The sequence below is a fragment of the Bradyrhizobium sp. AUGA SZCCT0160 genome (assembly GCF_018130105.1).
Lineage (GTDB): Bacteria > Pseudomonadota > Alphaproteobacteria > Rhizobiales > Xanthobacteraceae > Bradyrhizobium.
Window position 1 is genome coordinate 58,151 of the sequence record NZ_JAFCMD010000004.1, and the last position, 21,101, is coordinate 79,251.

The window sequence follows — 21,101 nt, forward strand, 5'->3', positions numbered from 1 at the left end:
GGGACAGAGCCGATGAGCGCAGCCCAAACTCCAGACCAAGGTCAATACAGCATCGGATTGGACAAGACGCCGGCGAATTACGTGCCGCTGACGCCGCTGAGCTTCCTCGCACGCAGCGCGGCTGTTTACCCCGACGCCGTCAGCACCGTCTACGAAGGCCGCGTCTTCACCTGGTCGCAGACCTATGAGCGCTGCCGTCGCTTTGCCTCCTATCTCGCCGGCCGCGGCATCGGCAACGGCGATACGGTCGCGGCGATGCTGCCGAATATTCCCGCAATGAACGAACTGCATTTTGCGGTGCCGATGGCGGGCGCGGTGCTGAATGCGCTCAACATCCGGCTCGACGCGCCCTCGATTGCGTTTCAGCTCGATCATGGCGGCGCCAAGATCATCCTGGTCGATCCGGAATTTTCCGGCGTGATCACGGAAGCGCTGGCGCTGATGAAGGGACTCAAACCTGATGTCATCGACGTCGACGATGCGGCCTTTGCCGGCGGCAAGCGGATCGGCGAACTGGAATATGAGGCCGCAGTAGCGCAGGGCGATCCCGGTTTCGTGGCACGCCTGCCCGGCGACGAATGGGACGCGATCGCGCTGAGCTACACATCAGGCACGACGGGCAATCCGAAGGGCGTCGTAACCCATCACCGCGGCGCTTATCTCAATGCCGTCAGCAACATCCTCGCCGGCAATCTCGGCCAGCATCCGGTCTATCTCTGGACGCTCCCGATGTTTCACTGCAACGGCTGGTGCTTTCCGTGGACCGTCGCGGCCTCAGCCGGCGTCAATGTCTGCCTGCGCAAGGTAGACCCGTCGAAGATCTTTGAACTGATCCCCAAGCACGGCGTCACCCACATGTGCGGCGCGCCGATCGTCTACAACACGCTGATCAACGCGCCGGACGCCCCCAAAGGCGCCAAGGCGCGGCCCGTGGTGGGATTGATCGCAGGCGCAGCGCCTCCCGTTGCCGTGCTCGAAGGCGCCGAGAGCATCGGCATCAAGCTGACGCATGTCTACGGCCTGACCGAGGTCTATGGCCCGGCGTCGGTCTGCGCCGAGCAGCCGGGCTGGGATGAATTGCCGGCCGATCAACGCGCCCAGCTCAAGCGCCGGCAGGGCGTGCCCTACCCGCTGCAGGAAGGCGTCACCGTGCTCGATCCCGAAACCATGCGCGAAGTGCCGCGCGACGGTGAGACCATTGGCGAGGTGATGTTCCGCGGCAATATCGTGATGAAAGGCTATCTCAAGAACGAGAAGGCCACCCAGGAAGCCTTTGCCGGCGGCTGGTTTCACACCGGCGATCTCGGCGTGCTCGATGAGAGCGGCTACGTCATCATCAAGGATCGCTCCAAGGACATCATCATTTCTGGAGGCGAGAACATCTCCTCGGTCGAGGTCGAGGACATCCTCTACAAGCACCCGGCTGTGCTGTTCGCAGCTGTCGTGGCAAAGCCAGATCCGAAATGGGGCGAAGTGCCCTGCGCCTTCGTTGAGCTGAAAGAAGGCGCGAAAGCAACCGAAGCCGACATCATCGCGTTCTGCCGCGGCCACATGTCCGGCTTCAAGACCCCGAAGGCCGTGGTGTTCGGCGTTATTCCGAAGACGTCGACGGGGAAAATTCAAAAGTTCCTGCTGCGCAATCAGGTGGATTCGGCAAAGGCGATTTCGGCGTGAATTCGTAGACCGTAGGGTGGGCGAAGGCGCGTAGGCGTCGTGCGCACCATCGTTCGTCGAATTCCTCGAGAGTGGTGGGCACGCTTCGCTTTGCCCACCCTACGAACTACACCTGCTCTCTCCTGACCGGCGGATAATACTGCGGCGCCTTGGCCCGCTCGTACATGCCGTAGTCGCGCATGACCTCGAAGACGCGGAAATATTCCGTCGTGGGATCGGCAAATAGCCGCGCACCGAATGCGGCACCGCCCGCTTCGTCCGGCACGTCGATCAGGTGGGCATACTGTCCTTCGCGATAGACGCTCGTGAACGCGGCGCGGCGCCAATCGGTTGAGACTGAAAGTTCGGCGCTTCGCGATTCCGCCGCCAGCACATAGGTCGGCGGACGGCGGGAAGGGTCGTTGTAGGGCGTCCGCTTCTTCGGCTGCCAGACAGGTTGTCCCGGCCGCTCTTCGTGAACGAGCTGAGCGACGCGAATGCGGTAGTCCGAAAAGACTTTCTCGCGGCCGGCCGTCTGGACCTCGTGATGGTGGCCATGGGCCCGCCAGGCCGTCAGGGCGCCCTCGTCCTGCCATATCTGGTAGGACAGCAGCAGGTTTTCCTGTGTCAAACTCCTGAAGCGGTCAATGAAAAGACAGCCGCCCATGGCCTCAAGCTCGGGCTTCAGTGAAGCGGCGAGATTGAGATACTGGTCCCGGCGCCCGGGCCTTGTCTGAACTTCGAAGAACAGGCCGATCATTACACTACCCCTGCTTTTTCCCCAACGTAGTCCGTTTGCTCCACCCGCTCCAGCATCAACCGTCATGGGCCCGATCACGCCAGCCTGCAGAGTCTGACGCAGCACTTCATAATCCTGTTGGTGATGACAGGAAGTGGTTCGGCTTGAACCGCGCTCGGACGATCTAGCTCTTTCCGCTCGCCGGCGGCTGCTCGACGAAAACGACCGCTGTTCCCTTCTTGACGCTCTTGCCCAGCAAGCCGGCATCCCAATTGGTCAGCCGAACGCAACCGTTGGATTCAGACTTGCTGACCGTCGAAGGGTTGGACGTGCCGTGGATGCCATACCCCTCCGCTGAAAGCCCTATCCAATAGATTCCCACGGGGTTGTTCGGGCCGGGTTTGATGGTGAAGGCCTCTTTTGATCTGACACCCTTGAATTTGTAGTCGGGATTATAGCGGTAGTTCGGGTTGGCATCGGCGGACACGACTTTGAGCGTACCGCTGGGGGTTGGCTTTTCCTTACTCCCGACCGTCGCTGGAAAGAACGCGACAAGCTCGCCGGAGGAGGCAAAGACCTTTACGGTCTGGCGCGATTTATCCACCTCAATCCGTTCAGCCTTCAATTTGGCGTCGTTGCCGGCCACGGCCGTGACCCAAACCGCTTCACCTGCCTTATCGAACTTCTTTCCGGGGTTCAGAGCTTCCAGCAGTCCCTCACTCATGTGAAATTTCTCGGCGAGGCCCTCACGCGGGCTCGTATAGCCAACAGCCTTGAGGTCTCGCATGGCCTCCATCCTGGCGGGAAGCTTTTCCAGGAAGGGCCCTTTGATATCGTCACTGGAAATCTTGTACTCGATAACGACGGCATCCGAGCTTGTCCCGGTAAGCGCATTCCATACCTCCGGCGTCAGTGCCTGAGCCGGCTTCAAACCCTTCGCCTCGGCGAAAGCCCTTAACGCCTTCTGCGCGTTTTCGCCGAGCTTGCCGTCGATTTCTCCCGGAGAAAACCGCGCGCGATCGAGCAGGACCTGCACCTTGACGACGAGCGGATCGACTTTTCTTTCTGCCGGAGGTCTTGCAGATTCAAATTCTGCATTGTTGATCGATGCGGCGTCCAGGCCGGCCGCCGGCAATATCAGCCAGACCCACAGGACCGGTGCGGCCAACAGGCGGCGGATCATCTCGGCTCACTCCTGGAAGCGGAAACTCCAGTGATAATCAGTTCGTGCCGACGAAGTTCCCCCGCGTCGGCTGGGCCTTAGGCCGCCCGCTCCAGCGTCAGGCGCATCCCGTCAAAAGCCGGGATCACGCCGGCCGGCAGGCTCTGGCGCAGCACCTCGTAATCGAGGTCGGAATGCATGTTGGTGATGACGGCGCGGCGCGGCTTGAAGCGTCCGATCCAGGACAGCGCGTCGTTGATGCTGAAATGGCTGGGATGCCCGGCATAGCGCAGCCCGTCGATGATCCAGAGTTCGAGGTTTTCGAGGGCATGCCAGCTCTCCTCGGGAATGTCGTGGAGGTCGGGTGTGTAGGCGGCATCCCCAATGCGAAATCCCAGCGCGGGAATCTTGCCGTGGTGAACCAGGAAGGCGGAAAGCTCCACCGGGCCGCCCTTCCCCTGTGTCGTGTGGCTCTCGCCGGCTTCGATGGAATGACGCGTCAGGATCGGCGGATAATCGCTACCCTCGGGCGCGATGAAGCAATAAGAGAACCGCGCCATGATGTCTTTCGCGGTCGACTGATTGAAGTAGGTGGGAATGCGGCGGCGCTGGTGCAGCACGACCGAACGCAAATCATCGATGCCATGGGTCTGGTCGGCGTGCTCATGCGTCAAAAACACCGCGTCGATATGGTCGACATTAGCGTCGATCAATTGCTCGCGCAGGTCGGGCGAAGTGTCGATCACGATCCGCGTGGTTCCGTGGGCGCCCGTGCGCTCAACCAGCAACGAACAACGACGGCGCCGATTCCTGGGATTGTTGGGATCGCAGGCGCCCCAACCGAGCGCCGGACGCGGCACGCCGGCGGAGGAACCACAGCCGAGGATCGTCAGCGTCAGCGTCATGTGACCGCTTTCGGCGCAGGCACCTTGGAAAACAGGTGGAAGAAGTTCTCGGTGGTCTGGCGCGATATTTCCTCAAGCGAAACCCCGCGCGCCTCCGCCAGCACCTTGGCCACCTCGACCACGTAGGATGGCTCGTTGCGCTTGCCACGGAATTTGCCGGGCGCGAGATATGGCGCATCGGTTTCGACCATGATGCGGTCGGCCGGCAGTTCTGCGGCGAGTTCGCGCAAGGCCTCTGATTTCTTGAACGTCAGGATGCCCGTGAACGAGATCGAAAGTCCCAGCGAGATCGCCTGCATCGCCAGTTCGCGCCCGCCAGTGTAGCAATGCAGCACCGCTCGAAACGGCCCCTTGGCCATTTCCTCTTCGAGGATGCGACCGCAACCTTCATCGGCGTCGCGCGTGTGTATGACCAGCGGCAGGCCGGTTGCGCGCGCGGCGGCGATGTGGGCGCGAAAGCCGCGCTCCTGCGCTTCCGGGGAGCCGTCATCGTAGAAATTATCCAGCCCCGCCTCGCCCAGCGCCACGACCTTCGGATGCTTCGTCAGTTCGATCAATTCGGCCGCGGAAATGCCGTCTTCCTCGTCGGCGTGGTGCGGATGGGTGCCGACCGAGCAATAGACATTCGGAAACCGCTCGGCGATTTGCAGCAGGCCGCCGAGCCGCCTCACCCGCGTCGAGATGGTGACGATGCGACCGACGCCTGACGTCTCGGCGCGCGCGACGATGCCGTCGAGATCGTCGGCGAAATCAGGAAAGTCGAGATGGCAGTGGCTGTCGACGAGCATGGCGTTCGAACCGATCAATCTGCCTTTGGTTCGACGTAGCGCGGAAACACCCCGACCGGCGCCGGCAACGCTGTGCCAGCCGCGATACGCGTTGAAAGCGCTGCAAAATTGCGCGACTTGATATCTTGGGGGATACCGAGACTGTCCAGCAGCTTGGCTGAGGATTCCGGCATCACTGGCTGTGCCAGGATGGCGACCTGGCGCACGACTTCCGCGGTCACGTACAACACGGTCTTCTGCCGCGCCGGATCGGTCTTCGCCAGCGCCCAAGGCGCCTCGCCCGCGAAATAGCGGTTGGCTTCCGCCACCACGGCCCACACCGCGCTCAGCCATTGATGGATCTGCTGCGTCGCCATCGCCGTGCGCGACGCTTCGAGCATTCCATCGGCCTGTGCCAGGATCGCCTTGTCGTTGTCGCTGAATTCACCGGGCTCCGGCAAGATGCCGCCGAGTTGTTTGGCGATCATGGAAAGCGAACGCTGCGCCAGATTGCCGAGATCATTGGCGAGATCGGCATTGACGCGCGCGACGATGGCCTCGTGGTTGTAGCTGCCGTCCTGGCCGAACGACACTTCGCGCATGAAGAAATAGCGTATCTGATCGACGCCGTACTGCGCCGCCATGGCGAAGGGATCAACGACGTTGCCGACAGATTTCGACATCTTCTCACCGCGGTTGAGCAGGAAGCCGTGGCTGAAGACACGATGGGGGACCTCGACGCCGGCCGACATCAGGAAGGCGGGCCAGTAGACGGCGTGGAAACGCACGATATCCTTGCCGGTGACGTGCAGATTGGCCGGCCAGTAACGCTGGAATTCGGCGCTCTCGACGTCGGGGTAGCCGGCGGCCGTAATATAGTTCGTGAGCGCGTCCATCCAGACATACATCACATGGGACGGAGCGCCCGGCACCTCGATGCCCCAGTCGAACGTCGTTCGCGAGACCGATAGATCCTTCAGGCCGCCTTTGACAAAGCTCGCAACTTCATTGAGCCGCTCGCGCGGCAGCACGAAGTCGGGCACGTCAGCATAGAGGGCGAGCAACTTGTCCTGATAGGCCGACAGGCGGAAGAAATAGGTCTCTTCCTCGGTCCACTCGACCGGCGAGCCCAGCGGCTCGCGGCGAATGCCATCGTCCCCGACGGTGGTTTCCGCTTCGTCGAAATAAGCCTCCTGACGGACCGAATACCAGCCGGCGTACTTGTCGAGATAGATATCTCCGTTCTTCTCGATCGCGCTCCAGAGTGCCTGGCATGCCCGTTTGTGGCGCGGCTCGGTGGTGCGGATGTAATCGTCGTATGAAATGTTGAGCGCAGTCATCATGTCGCGAAAGCGCGCGGAGTTGCGATCCGCAAGAGCCAGCGGCGTGAGACCCTCCGCAACCGCGGTTTGCTGCATCTTGAGGCCGTGCTCGTCGGTTCCCGTCAGAAACCGGACATCGAAGCCGTCGAGCCGCTGAAAGCGGGCGATCGCGTCGGTGACCATCGCGGTATAGGCATGCCCGATGTGCGGTATGCCATTCGGGTAGAAGATTGGCGTCGTGACATAGAAGACCTTGTCCCGCGGCGCGGCCGAGGCCAGCGCCGCGGTAGCAGGCGCCTTCGCACGCGGCGTTGCAGCAGGCTTCTTTTCGGCTGACGAGGTCCTGTCGACGGCACTCGGCGTTTTGGGGGCTGCAACGGATTTCTTGGCCGCTGATTTCTTCGCCGGTTTCTTCGAAGGTGTCTTAGAAGACTTCTTTACGGCCTTCTTTGCTGTCTTCTTCACGGATTTCTTGACGGTTTTCTTGGCAGCCTTCTTCGACGCCTTGCGCGATTTCTTCACGACACGCTTTTTAGCGCTGGCCTTTTTGGTGGTGCGCGCTGGCGAAGACTTGCGGGCCTTGGCCTTTTTCTTTTTGGAGGTTTTCTTTTTAGCCTTCGCCACCACGAATTTCCTTTAAGCGTTCAAATCAGATTGTCCGGATTGATATCAAACGGAGCGTCACCGCGTGGCTTCCGCGAGCATCCCGAACACCGAGAAAACCAGCGGTTTTCGTTCCAGATTGTACGATTCCGTATCGCGCGCGGCGCGGATGATCTTTTCCCATACCTCCGCCAGCCGTGCAAGGCGCGGCAGGTTGGCGTTGGCGTCATCCGCGCGCAGCTTTTCGCCGATCCAGCGATCGACGCCATCGACGAAGGCGGCAAGGGCCACGCGGTCGCTGCCGCCCAGAGCGTCACCCAGCGCGTGCAATTCGCGGGGGTCGACATGCGGCAGGGTCGCCAGCAGCGCCGCGGTCCGTTGCTGCAATTTCAGCGCATCGCCGCCGAGCAGCGTGACCGCGCGTGAGACACTTCCCTCCGCCGCCTCTGCCGCTTCCGCAAGCGCGGGATCATCCGCCATCATGTTCGCAGCCTGTGCGGCGGCGCGGATAACGTCGCCAGTCGCCAGCGGCCGCAGCGGCAATTTGCGGCAACGGGACAGGATGGTCGGCAGCGCCCGCGCCGGCGAATGACTGACGAGCAGGAACAGTGATCGCTGCGGCGGCTCTTCGAGAATCTTGAGCAGCGCATTCGCCGCATTGGGATTGAGCTCGTCGACGGTATCAACGATGCAGACCCGCCAGCCGTCGACGGCCGCGGTCGAGCCGAAGAACGAGATCGTCTCGCGCGTCTCGTCGACGGTGATGACCGTGCGCATCACGCCGCGGTCGTTCAGGCTGCGCTCCAGCACCAACAGCCCGCCATGGGCGCCATTGGCAACCTGCCGCGCAACGGGATCGGCGGGATCGACGGCCAGCGTCTCCGCGCGCTGCACCGAAGGCGACAACGGGTTGGGATGCGTCAGCACGAACCGCGCCATGCGATAGGCCAACGTCGCCTTGCCGATGCCCTGCGCGCCACCGATCAGCCAGGCATGCGGAATGCGTCCACTGCGGTAGGCGTTGATCAGCGCGATCTCGGCATCGCGATGCCCGAACAGGTCAGGCGTTTCGCGGGGATGCCGGACTGCGGTGTCCTGCTCGACCTTGCGGGCGCTCATGCGGAACTCGCCGTCGAGGAAATAGCGAACAGGTGATCGCGCAACGCCTTCCAAACGCGGGCGGCGACCGTGTCGGTATCGGCATTCGCGTCGATCAACGCGCAACGCTTCGGATCTTCCGCGGCGATCTGCTGGTAGGCATCGCGCAAATCCTGATGGAACTTGACGTCCTCCGCCTCGAAACGGTCGGGCGCGCCGTTGCCGCGGCGGGCGGCGGCGCGCTTCAGTCCGACTTCAACGGGGATATCGAGGATGATGGTCAGGTCCGGCTTGAGATCGCCGATGGTGACCCGCTGCATGGCGTTGAGCACGGCGGGCGAGACCTGCCCCAGCCGGCCCTGATAGGCACGCGTCGAATCCGAAAACCGGTCGCACAGCACCCAGATCCCCTGGCTGAGCGCCGGCTGAATCACCGTGCGCACATGGTCGTCGCGGGCGGCGGCAAACAGCAGCGTTTCCGCCTCCGGCCCCAGCAGCTTGCCCATGCCCGACAGCACGACATGACGGATGATTTCGGCGCCCGGAGAGCCGCCGGGCTCGCGGGTGACGATCGCGCGCAGTTTTACCGTTGCAAGGCGGTCGGCCAGTTTCTTGATCTGCGTGGACTTTCCGGAGCCCTCGCCGCCTTCGAACGAAATGAACTTTCCGCGTCCCGAAGGCCGGCTAACCGTTGCTTCGGCCATAATCAGAGCTTCTCTGTGCTCGCGCGGAACACGCCGATGACAAGCTCGCTGGCGCCGTCGATCGCCCGGCGCATCGTCGAACCGGTCGCGACCGCCTCCGCAGCATAGACCGGCGCCTCCATCGCGACATTGCCGCCGCGCCAGACCCGCACCACTCCGACCGGCTGGCCCTCGGCGACCGGCGCCCGCACCGGGCCGCTATAGACCAGGCGCGCGATCAGTTTTTCGTTGCCGTTCTTCGGCACCATCACCTTGATCGGCTCGCGGCTCGCAAGCTTGACCGATCGGCTTTCACCGCCGAACACCTTGGCGTATCCGACCTGTTGATTGGCGGCGAACAGCGTCCGCGCCTCGAAATTGCGGAACCCCCATTCCAGCATTTTCTTGGCTTCCGAGGCGCGATCGTCGGGGTCTTCGAGCCCGTTGATCACGACAATCAGCCGGATGTCGTTCTGGACGGCGGAGCCGACCATCCCGTAGCCACCCTCCTTGGTGAAACCGGTCTTCAGCCCGTCGGCACCGCTAAGCGAGTTCAACAGCGGATTGCGGTTCTGTTGCCGGATCTTGTTCCAGGTGAACTCCCTCTCCGCGAACAGCTTGTACATGTCCGGATAGGTTTGAATGATATGGCGCGCGAGGACAGCCAGTTCGCGCACCGTCATCTTATTGGCGGGATCGGGCAGCCCGTTGGAATTGCCGAAGGTCGACCTGGTCATGCCGAGCTCGCGCGCACGCTTGGTCAGGAATTCGGCGGCAAAGATCTTCTCGTTTCCAGCCATCCCCTCGGCGAGCGCGATGCAGGAATCATTGCCGCTCTGAATGATCGCACCCTTCAGAAGATCGTCGACCGAAACCTTGCTGTTGAGGATGGCGAACATGGTCGAGCCGCCCGCCGGCGCGCCGCCTTTGCGCCAGGCGTTTTCGCTGATGCGGTATTCGTCGGTCAGTTTGACCTTGCCGGTCTTGACGGCGTTGAACACCACCTCGGTCGTCATCAGCTTCAGCATGCTCGACGGCGCCCGCAACTCGTCGGCGTTCTTTTCGAACAACACGCTTCCGCTGGTGGCCTCGATCAGGATCGCGGTCGGCGCATCGCCGTCAAAACCGCCCTCCGCTTCCTTCTTGCCACCCTGCACGCTGTTGTTGGCGGCGTAGACGATCCCGCCCCAGCCGACGGCCAGTGCCAGCGTGGCCGCGATCAGGCCCCGCCACGGACGTGCGGCCGCGGCGTCAGCTTTGCGGGAAACGGGTCTGTCGGCAGCCATTGGCGATGTCCTGAATCCCGGCGTTCTAACAGTTGGAAGTATCGCAAACAACACAGGTTTTCGGACTTGTGGATCAGGCGATCCAATTGCGGCGCCGACCGAACGACCGTATCCTCCCGTGCGCTGCAATTTCCCGACAGGATACAAAAAACAGGGCGGAAACGCGATGCCATCCTCACGCACCATTTCCGCAGGCGGGATCGAGTTGTTTGTGCTCGAGCAAGGTCAGGGTCCGCTGGTGCTGCTCTGTCACGGCTGGCCCGAATTGTCCTATTCGTGGCGGCACCAGATCCCTGCGATCGCGGCAGCCGGTTTCCATGTCGTGGCCCCGGACATGCGCGGCTTTGGCCGCAGCAGCGCGCCCGCCGATGTCGGGGCATACAGCATCTTCGACACTGTCGGCGACATGGTCGCGCTGGTGTCGGCGCTGGGCGAAAAGCAGGCCGTCATTGTCGGCCATGACTGGGGCGCGCCGGTTGCCTGGCACGCGGCGATGTTCCGCCCCGACGTCTTTACGAAAGTCGCGGGCCTCAGCGTCCCGCCCCCGTTCCGCGGCCGGGGCCGGCCGCTGGAGAGCCTGCGCGAGGGTGGAATCACCAATTTCTATTGGCAATACTTTCAGACCCCCGGCGTTGCCGAGGCCGAATTCGAGCGGGACGTCGCCTGGACCATGCGCCTGGTGCTCGGGCGCGGGGTGTCCGACCCGGCCGCGCTCTACATCACCGAGGGCAAGGGCTTTCTCGGCAACATCAGCCCCGTCGTGAAGCTGCCGGATTGGCTTGATGAGGCCGACATCGCCTATTTTGCCAAGGTCTATCGGGAGTCGGGCTTCCGCGGCGGACTGAACTGGTACCGCAATCTCGACCGCAACTGGGAACTGACCGCCCCCTGGCAGGGGGCGCAGATCCATCAGCCGTCATTGTTCGTTGCGGGATCGAAAGATTCCGTCATCACCGGCCTGATCGGCGCCAAGCGCGTTACCGAACTGGAGCGGGTGCTGCCTAACCTGCGGCAAAAGCTGATCATCGACGGCGCCGGTCACTGGGTTCAGCAGGAACGGCCCGATGAGGTCAACGCCGCGTTGATCGCCTTCCTGAAGAATCAGTAGAGCCCGCGCCCGCTCAGAACCTCGCTCGGGCCCCGCGGATCGATCGGCAGATAGGCTGCGCGAGGCGCGGCCGTATAGCCCGCCTCGTTTTCGTAAGAGACCGCCCGTGGGTTTTCCAGCGCCCGGCCCCGGGTGCGGTTCGACGTCGACATTTCAGAGGTCGCATTGATCGAGGCGTAGTCGGCCGACGTGTTGCCGAGGCTATAGGGCCGCCCCTCCGGCATCGGAACCTCGCCCCGGATCCGGCCCGCGGAGGACGGCATCTCGGGAACGAACGGCCGGGCGGAAGCCACACGCACTGTGGATGGTGACGGCGCCGGAACGCCGGTCCGCAAGGTCGCCATCAGCTGGCGGTCGTCGGAACCCTCCAGGGGGGCCCGCCCAACATATTCGACGCGGACCTTGGCGACGCCATTGCTTTTGAAATCAAGCAGTTCAGCCGCCTTGTTCGACACGTCTATGAGGCGATTGCCATGGTATGGGCCGCGATCATTGACGCGAACCACCAGCGATTTGCCGTTACGCAAGTTGGTGACGCGGGCGTAGCTGGGGATCGGCAGCGTTGGATGGGCTGCCGTCAGCGAGAGCATGTCGAATACTTCGCCATTGGCGGTCAGCCGGCCATGGAAATCGTCGCCATACCAGGAGGCCATGCCTTCCGCGCGATAGTCAGGGTCTTCCTCGGGCACATAGACCCGCCCCGCAACGGTGTAGGGCTTGCCGATTCGGTAGGTGCCGCCGCCCTTCGGCACGGGCTCGCCCATCGCCACCACCCGGGGGCTCGAGGAAACGCCGTATTTCGGATCGACGCGGCTCGCGAACTTGCCCGACGAGGCGCAATTGGCGAGGAGGACGCAGGCGGCCACGGCAGCAGCGCCACGCGCCACCCGGACCATCGATTTCGGCCGTCGAATCCCCATTTGCCCCAATTACCATTCTCACGGCCGCATGCCTCCGTTGAGGCTGCATGGCCTGATTCCTTGATACGGCCCACCTCCGCACCAAGTCGTAAAGATATCGCAACCCGAACACGGCGGAAATGCGGTGCGCGCCGCCGTGGTGAATCAATGGTTGCTATCCACTGTCGCCTCGGGTTTGCCTCGGTCCCCCGGCGATTTACGGGCTTCATTGTGACGACCGCCACCAAGGCTTCCCTGCCCTGTCCCGCATTCGGACAATCTGTTGCAGCAAATCATCACTCGGCCCGGATCTGTCGTTTCGGCCACTGAATCTTTTTGACTGTGCAACGCCGCAGTCGTTCTGTGCGTGGAGGGGCGCAAAGGATTTGTGCGATGATTGAGACGGTTACAGCGATTATGGGCTTGGTGAGCGCGGCGATTTTCCTGGCTCATGCATTCGAAGGCTATCGTTCCCGGGCCTGACTTTCAGGTCCTGCCGGTGGCTTTGGCCCCGGGCAGAAAGACGCATCACCTCTTTCGAGGCGGGAGATTCGGAAAGCTTTAATAAATTCGGACGAGCATCCAGAGTGGCAGGTGTATCATGCGCAACCACGATTTGGTCTCCAACGGATTCCTCGCACTGACCACGGCCAGCCTGGTGCTGCTGTGCTCGAGCTTGCTGGCGTTCGCGCTCGGCTAGGACGACGGCCTTCCGCATTACTGGGCGGGATGGCATCCTCACCGCGCGAAATGACGCTTTCCCCGGCGGCACGCCCCTGCTAAGTCGCTGACATCCAAAGACGGAAGGGTGGCCGAGTGGTTTAAGGCACCGGTCTTGAAAACCGGCGTGCCTGCAAGGGTACCGTGGGTTCGAATCCCACCCCTTCCGCCAGTATACTGTTCTTCCTTGTTCGCCATTGTTCGGAATCCCCAACAAAAGCAGAGCCTTGCGCCGGAACGTCCATCTCCCTACTCACCTGAAAACCGAATTGGAATCGTTCACATTTCGGAAACGCTCGGCAGAACGCAGCACCAAAGCTACGGTTGAAAGCCACGGCGGTAGGGAATAAGGCGCTAAGAAGTCGGCTAAAAATCAACGAATGCCTCGTCAGCCGATCTCCTGATCTTCCCATAGCGAAATCAACTCACTCTACTTATCGTGACTGACATGATACGACCGCGCAATGTCCGTTAGCACCTCGCCCGCCTCCCTCCGAGCGATTGCCTCCCTACGCTGGTGTCCAGTTAGCTATGGCTTGCGACCGAGAATTAGATTCGCGTCTCATGAATTTCCTCATGCACAGCCAATGACAAGCAAGGTACACGGCTGTACGGCGCAGTTATAAATCGCGGACCTCGCTTGGCACACAAGTAGCCACGAAATTCAGCTGGTCTCAGTTAGTTTTGACAAACTTGTACGTGCCTTTCTTATGGCCAATGACTTGACTGATGCCGTCGAAGTTGCCCTTGAGCGGGTTGATGGTAATGACGAGCGCGGCCTGGAGTCCGTCGAATTTGCCGGTCCCGCCAGTTATCTTGCAGTTATTGGGTTGCCCCGGCACGAAATCGCATTGTTCAAAAGTTTGATCGCCGTCCTTGTCGACATAAGTGCAGAACCCGTGCACTTCCACCGTCTTCGCGGACGGATCCCTGAGCCTGCTAAACTGGCAGCGTCCACCCATGTTGTTGAGCACAGGGTTTCCCGCGTCGTTCGTTGCCGTCATCGCTTGGTTCAGCAGGTCAAACTCCTTGCCGGCGCCAATCGGCATCGACTTGGGGAGCGGAATTGGCGTCGCCGTAAATGTGACGGACACGGGTCCTTCCGGTGGAATGCTCTGCGCCTGCACGGTGGTAGCCGTCAAAACGGCGGCAATCGAAGACAATGCGAAAAGCGCGTGAGAAATTGTCATTGCTCTCTCCCGTTAATTGCGGCCAATGGACAGTTCACATTTAGAGTACGAAGTCCCCTGCGCTAAGTATGTGACGGCCGACCAAGTCGACCTGGAATTCCGCCGCCGCATCGGCGTCAACGTTACCCTCTACGATTGTGTGCTCGATGCCGTTTGCGTCCGTCTCGTAGTGGTACCCAACTTGGCCGCGTCCGAGTTGGCCGATGCCGCCGACGATGTTGGTGATCTGGCCAATAAACACGAAGTCAGGGGTACCGGCTTGGCTGCCGTTGGCGTCGATTCCGCTCAGATCGATGCGATCCCCAGCCGAAAAGTCGGTGATCAGATCCCGATTGGCACCAATGCCAGCGGTGGCAGTACTTGCGAAGACAAAGGTGTCGTTGTCTGCTCCGCCGGTAAACGCATTTTTCCCATTAGCGGCCGTAATGCTGTCCTGCCCGGAGCCTGCCACCACGTTCTCGATCGCGTTGAGGCTATCGGTACCCGTCTCGCTGCTGCTCGCTGCCCCCGTGGTCAGGTTGATGGTCGCACCAGCCGTGAGTCCGGCAAGACTATAGGTGTCACTTCCGCCATTGCCGGCGTAGCTGTCGTTGCCGTCGCCGGCTTTCGCAACGAAGGTGTCGTCCCCCGCACCACCGCTGATCGTGTCATTTCCACTCAGGCCGATTATTACGTCATCCCCACCCGCACCCGACAGGGTGTCAGCGTTGCTGCCGCCAGTGATCGTGTTGGCCAGGCCGTTGCCGGTCCCGTTGAAAGTGCCGGTCCCGGTATAGGTCAGATTTTCGGTGTTTGCTGACAAGGAATAAGCAGCGATCGCAGCCATCACGCCGTCTGTACCCGCACTCGCCGCCTCGACGACGACATCGGACGCGTTGTCGACAAAGTAAGCGTCATCCCCCCCAAGGCCGACCAGCCGGTCGGCCCCTGTCGCTCCGTCGAGCGTGTCATTGCCGGCGCCGCCGGTGATGGTATTGGCGAGCGCGCTGCCGGTGCCAGCGAAATTTCCGGTGCCGACGAATGTGAAGTTCTCCACGTTGGCGATCGCGGCTAGGGAAAACGCCGCGAGCGCGGAGCGGATGGTATCGGTGCCTTCGCCTGAATTCTCGACCACGATGTCCTGCAGACTGTCCACCTCGTATGTGTCGTTGCCTGCTCCACCGGTCATCGTGTCTCCACCAGTTCCGCCATCGAGTGTGTCGGCGCCAGCGCCGCCAATGAGCACGTCGTTTCCTGCGAGCCCCCGCAACGTGTCGTTCCCGCCCGCACCATTGAGCGTGTCTTCCTCGGCTGTGCCCGTCAGCGTATTTGCGGATCCGTTGCCCGTCTGCGATACGCCGGGCACGTTCTGCACTGTGACTGCGATCGCCTGCGTGTCGAATCCACCGGCGCCGTCGGAGACCTGCACGGTGAGCTCGTAAATGTTGTTGCCGCCTGCATCGGCGGCTGCCTCGAAATCGGGTGACGTGCTGAAGGACAGTGCGCCGGTGCTGGCGTCAATCGTAAAGAGGCTTGCGTCCGCACCACCGATAATCGAGAAGCTGAGCGTCTGCTCAGCATCCGGATCAGTCGCCGCAAGCGTCGTCACCAACATCGTGTTCTCGGCGATCGAGGTCACGGCCGTCGCCCCGCCGCCATTGGACGTGATGGAGGGCGCGTCGTTCTTGTCGATTGTGTATGCTGGGCCCGCTACAGTCAGCGGGCCGTTTTGCAGGATCGAGATCGAAATCGAGCCGAAATTGGCGACGGCCGCATCGGGGCGCCCATCGCCATTGAGATCGGTGACAGATACCCAGCCGGAGACATCACCACCTGTTGCGGCTTGTTGCGCCGCCTGGAAGCTGCCGTCGCCATTGCCGAGAAGGATCGCCAGACTATTCAGAAGGGGACTGGCGACCAGAAGGTCGCCTGCGCCATCGCCGTTCACATCTTCGATTGTTACGTTGCCTGGACCAACGCCGTCGCTTGGCAGGCCGACTGTGTAGGAAACGACCGATCCAAACGTTCCATCGCCGTTCCCCAGCGCCACCGACACCGTGCCGTCATAAGACGTGAAGGCCAGATCGTTGTCGCTGTCGCCATCAAGATCATCGAGCGCCACCGAGAGAGTGTGTGTGGCGGCCGGAACGCCGGGCGCTTCGGTGAACGATCCGTCGCCGGCGCCAATATAGACCTGGATGCCAAACGCTCCGGGGACATTGGAGAAAGCGACGTCCTCAATGCCGTCGCCATTGAGATCGGCTGCTGCAACACCAGTGACATCCGAATGCGACGGCAATGCCGTCAGCGCATTGAATGTGCCGTCGCCGTTGCCGAGCAACACAGAAACATCGCCACCAAAGGCGTTTCGCGCCACAAGGATATCAAGGTTCCCGTCATCGTTCAGGTCTGCGATCGCCGAATTGGTGGCATGAGAGCTGTTTGTCGGAGATGAAATCGCCGTTTGGAAAGTTCCGTCGCCATTGCCGAGAAGAACAGCGACTGCACCGCTGCCGCCGCCATTCGATATGGCGAGATCGATCCAGCCGTCGTTGTTGAGATCAGCGACCGAAATGCCATTGAGATCGTGGCCGGCGTTGTAGATGGCGGCCGGCTGGAACGTGCCGTCGCCATTGCCGAGCCACACCGACACCTCCGAGGTCGAAGATTCGGTTACGAGATCTTGATTGCCGTCGCCGTCGAAGTCCGCGCTCGTGACGTGGCCACTGGCGCCAGGGATTGACGACGCCAATTGGAACGCGCCGCCGGCGAGACCATTGCCGGCAAGGTCGCGCACGTTCGCTCCCGTGACGCCAAGGGTGACCGTGCCGTCGCCTGCGCCTGTATCGACTGCGACGACGTACTGCGCGCCACCGCTGCCCGATACTGAGGTCACGCCGGCGATGCTGGCGCCGGTCAAGGCACCGGTCGTCGTCAGCGAGAACTGGCTCGCGTCGACGCCCGTCACCGGCTCGGAGAACGTCACCGTGTAGTGCACCACTTGGGAGCTGGTGGTCGTGGCGTCGTTGCGCGTGATGCTCGCGACCGTGGGTGCGATCTCATCCACGTTCGTCACGGTCACCGCAACGGCTTGCATGTCGGTGCCGCCTTGGCCGTCGGAAACCTGCACCGTGATGTCGTAGGTGTTGTTGCCGCCCGCGTCGGTCGGTGTCTCGAAATTCGGCGCCGCGGTGAAGGCCAGCGCGCCGGTCGTAGCGTTGATCGTGAACTTCGATGCATCGGCGCCGCCGACGACGGAATAGGTGAGCGTTTGTCCGGCATCGGGGTCGGTGGCGGCCAGGGTCGTGACCGCAGTCGTATTCTCCGCGATTGATACCGCCACGGTTGCCGGCGAGTCGAAAGTAGCATCCAGGCTGCCGTCAGCGTTGTAGCGGACAAGCGCGAAGTCGGCGTTCGAGCCGTTGTTGCTGAATCCCGACACCAGAATCTTTCCGTCGGGCTGCACCTTGATGCTGTAGCCTTCGTCCGCCCCGACGCCGATCTGCGTCGTCGCCTTGCCGCCGTTGCCAAAGCTCTCATCAAGGCTACCATCGGCGTTGTATCGAACGAGCGCGAAATCGGTATTGGTGCCGTTGAAGCTACTGCCGGCCACCAAAATCTTGCCATCGGGCTGCACGGTGACGCCGGTGCCGGAGTCGTCCCCCAGCAGGAAGTCAGTCTTCACTCGGCCGTCGGCATCAAACGTGGTGTCGAGCGTGCCATCGACATTGTACCGGGCGACCGCGAAGTCGAAGCCGGAGCCGCTTGAGCTGACGCCTGCGACCACAATCTTGCCGTCGGATTGGATGGCGACGCCTTGGCCGACGTCATTGGTGGAGCCGAAGTCTGTCGTTAGCTTGCCGTCGCCACTGAAGCTCGTGTCCAGGCTGCCGTCAGCATTGTAGCGAGCAAGAGCGAAATCATTGGGCCCGGCCCCGGTGAAGCTGTGGCCCGCAATCAGGATCTTGCCGTCGGGCTGCAGTACCACACTGTAGCTGGCGTCGTGGAAGGCGATGTCCGTGATCACTTTGCCGCCGCTGCCGAAGTCGGTGTCGAGACTGCCGTCGGCGTTGTAGCGAACGAGGGAGAAATCGAATTCAGAGCCATAGAACGTATAGCCTGAAACCAGGAACTTGCCGTCAGGCTGCAACGCGATGCTTTGGCCGAAATCGTCGGAAGAACCCACGCTCGTTGTGACAACGCCGTCAGCGTCGAACGTCGTGTCGAGACTGCCGTCGGCGTTGTAGCGCACTACGGCAAAATCGACGGTCGAGCCGATGGCTGCGTGGCCCGCCACAACAATCCTGCCGTCGGGCATCACGACAACGCTGAAGCCATGGTCGTCGGACGCACCTATCGGCGTTGTCACCTTGCCATCGCTACCGAAGCTCGTATCGAGACTGCCGTCGACGTTGTAGCGGGTCAGGGCGAAGTCGTTACTGGTGCTGTCAGTGCTTCGGCCGGCCACGAGGATCTTGCCATCGGGCTGCAGCGCGATGCCGCGACCGAAGTCGTCAGACGTGCCGATAGCCGTGGTCACCGTGCCGTCACCGCCGAGGAAAGCCGGCGCGTTATTCACAGGCGCATCGTCGAGGCCGGATACGGTCAGCGTCACGGTCGCGGTCGATGTGCCGCCCTGGCCGTCGCTGACAGTGTAGGTGAAGGTGTCCGTCACAAACTGGCCTGCGGCGAGTGCCTGCAGCTGAGCCGCGCTGCTCGGATCGTAGGAGATGGTCGAACCGTTGAGCGTCACCGTGGCGCCGAACGCACTGATGGCGCTGACGCCAGTGAGTGCGAGCGTCGTGCCGGCATCGACATCGCTGTCGTTGGCGAGCAGTGTCGCCGCGGCGATCGTCTGAGCCGTATCCTCGTTGGTGAAGGAGCCGTCGCCCGGCCGGCCGATCTCGGTCTCGACGACGTAGCCGGCGACCGCGTTCGGACCGGGGAAGTCGTACCAGTTGCCGTTGTTGCCCATGAAGACATGGTCTTCGTTTCCGGCGTTGTTCGGCTCGACCGGGTTCCAGCTGGCGTAGATGAAGGTCGTGCCGGGTGCCTGCCAGAACGCCTGTCCCGTCTCCGGGCCCGTCTCCCACACCCAGGTGCCCTCGACCGCTGCATCCGTGCCGCCGAGCCACGCGCCGCGGTTCGCAAATGGATCGGAGATCGATGGGTTGAGCTGAACGCCCTGGACCAGGCCATGGATGAAGGCGTTCTCCTGGCCGTCGGTGATGGTGGCGAGATAGCCGCCGTAGCTGGCGGCCTGGGCTCTTGCCTGCTCGTAGGTCAGCGCGCCGGTCAGCGCGCCCTGTTCGATGCGATACCAGTGACCATTCACCGGGTTGAGATTGTAGGCGCGCTCCTGCAGCCTGATCGCATCCAGGTTGTCGGCGCCGGCTGCCGGCGCCTCGTTATGATTGGTTACGGAGACGGCAATCGCCTGCGTGTCGGTGCCGCCGGCGCCGTCGGAGACTTGAACCGTGACGTCGTAGATGTTGTTGCCGCCGGCGTCGGCGGGTGCCTCGAAGTCGGCGGCTATGTTGAACGAAAGCGCGCCGGTGTTGGCGTCGATGGTGAACAGGCTCGCGTCCGCCCCACCAGTGATCGCGTAGATGAGCGACTGACCGGGATCCGGGTCGGTGGCCGTAACCGTCGTGACGGGCGTTTCGTTCTCGGCGACCGAGTCGGTTGCCGTGTCACCGCCGCCGTCCGACGTGATGGCGGGCGTATGGTTGTCGGGGCTGATTTCGAAGATCTGCGCCCGCACGGCAGCGCCGGACGTGTCGCCGCCCGCCTGACTGGCATCAGTCCAAGCGACGACAAATCGCCGATCGGTCAGGGCGGTGATTGCGGGCTCAACTTGGTTACCTGTCATTGTGGTGTTGACCAGGAACTCGGAGCCGGACGGCGCGCCATCGGCGTCGAACACCTGCGCCCGCACCGCCGACAAGGACGTGTCGTCGCCCGTCTGGCTGTCATCGGTCCACGCGATCACAAAACGCCCGTCGGCCAACGCGGTGATGGTTGGGTCGGACTGATTGCCTGCCGTCGTGCTGTTGACCAGGAGTTCGGATCCGGACGGCGCGCCATCGGCGTTGAATATCTGCGCCCGCACGGCGAGCCCGGACGTGTCGCCGCCCGTCCGGCTGTCATCGATCCACGCGACGACAAAACGCCCGTCGGCCAGCGCGGTGATGGTTGGCAGGTACTGAAAGCTTGCCGTAGTCGTGTTGACCAGGAACTCGGACCCGGAGGGCGCGCCGTCGGCGTTGAATACCTGCGCCCGCACCGCCCACGAGGACGTGTCGCCGCCCGTCTCACTGACATCCATCCACGCGACGACGAAACGCCCGTCGGCCAGGGCAGTGACTACGGGCTCAACTTGCTGACTTGCCGTTGTGGTGTTGACGGGAAACTCGGAGCCAGACGGCGCGCCGTCGGCGTCGAATACCTGCGCCCGCACTTCGTACCCGACAACCGCGTCGAAATCGTCCCACGCGATGACGAAACGCCCGTCGGCCAGGGCGGTTATGGCGGGCCTAACCAGGCTAGTCGTCACGGTGTTGACCAGGAACTCGGACCCGGACGGCGTGCCGTCGGCGTTGAAGACCTGCGCGCGCACGGCAGCGCCGTTCGTCGGGCTGTCATCAGTCCACGCGACCACAAAACGCCCGTCGACCAGGGCGGTAATGGTGGGTTCGAACTGATCGCTTGCCGTCGTCGTGTTGACCAGGAACTCGGAGCCGGCCGGCGTGCCATCGGCGTTGAACACCTGCGCCCGCACCGCCCACGAGGACGTGTCGCCGCCCGTCTGACTTAAATCAGTCCACGCGACGACAAAACGCCCGTCGGCCAGCGCGGTGATGATTGGCTGGGACTGATCGTTTGCCGTCGAGGTGTTGACCAGGAACTCGCTGCCGATCAATTGTACCGCCATTGCAACCTCCCCTCAGTGGCCGCGTCTGATTTTTGTTTTCTTGGGCGGCTGAG

14 protein-coding genes and 1 tRNA gene are annotated in these 21,101 nt (G+C 62.4%); 4 read left to right on the forward strand and 11 right to left on the reverse strand.

Features of this window, described 5'->3' with window-relative positions; translation table 11 throughout:
- Positions 1–12 precede the first annotated feature (12 nt).
- Positions 13–1,674, forward strand: a complete 1,662-nt coding sequence (locus JQ558_RS08570; RefSeq protein ID WP_212293374.1) for an acyl-CoA synthetase — start codon at positions 13–15, stop codon at positions 1,672–1,674.
- A gap of 106 nt (positions 1,675–1,780) precedes the next feature.
- On the opposite strand, the gene JQ558_RS08575 is transcribed toward JQ558_RS08570, so the two are convergent.
- The 5 genes from JQ558_RS08575 to metG all read right to left on the reverse strand — a co-directional run bounded on the left by JQ558_RS08575 (position 1,781) and on the right by metG (position 6,827).
- Positions 1,781–2,413: an antibiotic biosynthesis monooxygenase gene (locus JQ558_RS08575; protein ID WP_212293375.1), complete on the reverse strand. Its 633-nt coding sequence runs from the start codon at positions 2,411–2,413 to the stop codon at positions 1,781–1,783.
- A gap of 163 nt (positions 2,414–2,576) precedes the next feature.
- Complete coding sequence (locus JQ558_RS08580; RefSeq protein WP_212293376.1) at positions 2,577–3,575, reverse strand: L,D-transpeptidase; 999 nt, start codon at positions 3,573–3,575, stop codon at positions 2,577–2,579.
- A 77-nt stretch (positions 3,576–3,652) separates the two neighbouring features.
- Positions 3,653–4,459: an MBL fold metallo-hydrolase gene (locus JQ558_RS08585; RefSeq protein WP_212293377.1), complete on the reverse strand. Its 807-nt coding sequence runs from the start codon at positions 4,457–4,459 to the stop codon at positions 3,653–3,655.
- On the reverse strand, positions 4,456–5,247 hold the full coding sequence (locus tag JQ558_RS08590) for a TatD family hydrolase (RefSeq protein ID WP_212293378.1): 792 nt from the start codon (positions 5,245–5,247) through the stop codon (positions 4,456–4,458). The genes JQ558_RS08585 and JQ558_RS08590 overlap by 4 nt, the downstream gene beginning before the upstream one ends.
- A gap of 14 nt (positions 5,248–5,261) precedes the next feature.
- Entirely contained in the window at positions 5,262–6,827 is a 1,566-nt protein-coding gene (metG, locus tag JQ558_RS08595) for a methionine--tRNA ligase (RefSeq protein ID WP_249142411.1), read from the reverse strand.
- On the opposite strand from metG, the gene JQ558_RS37150 reads away from it, so the two are divergent.
- Positions 6,802–7,188 (forward strand): hypothetical protein, encoded by a 387-nt coding sequence (locus JQ558_RS37150; RefSeq protein ID WP_249142420.1) that lies wholly within the window; start codon positions 6,802–6,804, stop codon positions 7,186–7,188. The genes metG and JQ558_RS37150 overlap by 26 nt on opposite strands.
- 41 nt (positions 7,189–7,229) lie before the next feature.
- Here JQ558_RS37150 and JQ558_RS08600 read toward each other — a convergent pair whose 3' ends face one another.
- From JQ558_RS08600 to JQ558_RS08610, 3 genes are read right to left on the reverse strand one after another with little or no spacing between them, the layout of a single operon-like run.
- Positions 7,230–8,270 (reverse strand): DNA polymerase III subunit delta', encoded by a 1,041-nt coding sequence (locus JQ558_RS08600; protein WP_212293380.1) that lies wholly within the window; start codon positions 8,268–8,270, stop codon positions 7,230–7,232.
- Complete coding sequence (gene tmk, locus JQ558_RS08605; protein ID WP_212293381.1) at positions 8,267–8,953, reverse strand: dTMP kinase; 687 nt, start codon at positions 8,951–8,953, stop codon at positions 8,267–8,269. Before tmk ends, JQ558_RS08600 begins: the two co-directional genes overlap by 4 nt.
- 2 nt (positions 8,954–8,955) lie before the next feature.
- On the reverse strand, positions 8,956–10,218 hold the full coding sequence (locus tag JQ558_RS08610; protein ID WP_212208699.1) for a D-alanyl-D-alanine carboxypeptidase family protein: 1,263 nt from the start codon (positions 10,216–10,218) through the stop codon (positions 8,956–8,958).
- Between the two features lie 166 nt (positions 10,219–10,384).
- On the opposite strand from JQ558_RS08610, the gene JQ558_RS08615 reads away from it, so the two are divergent.
- Positions 10,385–11,326, forward strand: coding sequence for an alpha/beta fold hydrolase (locus JQ558_RS08615; RefSeq protein ID WP_212275279.1), 942 nt, complete (start codon positions 10,385–10,387; stop codon positions 11,324–11,326).
- On the opposite strand, the gene JQ558_RS08620 is transcribed toward JQ558_RS08615, so the two are convergent.
- Positions 11,320–12,246 (reverse strand): septal ring lytic transglycosylase RlpA family protein, encoded by a 927-nt coding sequence (locus tag JQ558_RS08620; RefSeq protein WP_212208799.1) that lies wholly within the window; start codon positions 12,244–12,246, stop codon positions 11,320–11,322. The genes JQ558_RS08615 and JQ558_RS08620 overlap by 7 nt on opposite strands.
- Before the next feature lie 781 nt (positions 12,247–13,027).
- On the opposite strand from JQ558_RS08620, the gene JQ558_RS08625 reads away from it, so the two are divergent.
- Positions 13,028–13,117 (forward strand) — tRNA-Ser (locus tag JQ558_RS08625).
- Between the two features lie 502 nt (positions 13,118–13,619).
- On the opposite strand, the gene JQ558_RS08630 is transcribed toward JQ558_RS08625, so the two are convergent.
- Positions 13,620–14,135: a hypothetical protein gene (locus JQ558_RS08630; RefSeq protein ID WP_212208674.1), complete on the reverse strand. Its 516-nt coding sequence runs from the start codon at positions 14,133–14,135 to the stop codon at positions 13,620–13,622.
- Between the two features lie 40 nt (positions 14,136–14,175).
- Positions 14,176–21,048, reverse strand: a complete 6,873-nt coding sequence (locus tag JQ558_RS08635; protein WP_212293382.1) for an FG-GAP-like repeat-containing protein — start codon at positions 21,046–21,048, stop codon at positions 14,176–14,178.
- Between the last annotated feature and the right edge of the window lie 53 nt (positions 21,049–21,101).

Excerpts from the sequence above, each read along its gene's own strand:
- JQ558_RS08585 (WP_212293377.1), bottom strand. The coding sequence starts at position 4,459 with ATGACGCTGACGCTGACGATCCTCGGCTGTGGTTCCTCCGCCGGCGTG.
- JQ558_RS08615 (WP_212275279.1), top strand. The coding sequence starts at position 10,385 with ATGCCATCCTCACGCACCATTTCCGCAGGCGGGATCGAGTTGTTTGTG.
- JQ558_RS08630 (WP_212208674.1), bottom strand. The coding sequence starts at position 14,135 with ATGACAATTTCTCACGCGCTTTTCGCATTGTCTTCGATTGCCGCCGTT.
- JQ558_RS08620 (WP_212208799.1), bottom strand. The coding sequence starts at position 12,246 with ATGGGGATTCGACGGCCGAAATCGATGGTCCGGGTGGCGCGTGGCGCT.
- tmk (WP_212293381.1), bottom strand. The coding sequence starts at position 8,953 with ATGGCCGAAGCAACGGTTAGCCGGCCTTCGGGACGCGGAAAGTTCATT.
- JQ558_RS08600 (WP_212293380.1), bottom strand. The coding sequence starts at position 8,270 with ATGAGCGCCCGCAAGGTCGAGCAGGACACCGCAGTCCGGCATCCCCGC.
- JQ558_RS08635 (WP_212293382.1), bottom strand. The coding sequence starts at position 21,048 with ATGGCGGTACAATTGATCGGCAGCGAGTTCCTGGTCAACACCTCGACG.
- JQ558_RS08610 (WP_212208699.1), bottom strand. The coding sequence starts at position 10,218 with ATGGCTGCCGACAGACCCGTTTCCCGCAAAGCTGACGCCGCGGCCGCA.
- JQ558_RS08570 (WP_212293374.1), top strand. The coding sequence starts at position 13 with ATGAGCGCAGCCCAAACTCCAGACCAAGGTCAATACAGCATCGGATTG.
- JQ558_RS08580 (WP_212293376.1), bottom strand. The coding sequence starts at position 3,575 with ATGATCCGCCGCCTGTTGGCCGCACCGGTCCTGTGGGTCTGGCTGATA.
- JQ558_RS08575 (WP_212293375.1), bottom strand. The coding sequence starts at position 2,413 with ATGATCGGCCTGTTCTTCGAAGTTCAGACAAGGCCCGGGCGCCGGGAC.
- JQ558_RS08590 (WP_212293378.1), bottom strand. The coding sequence starts at position 5,247 with ATGCTCGTCGACAGCCACTGCCATCTCGACTTTCCTGATTTCGCCGAC.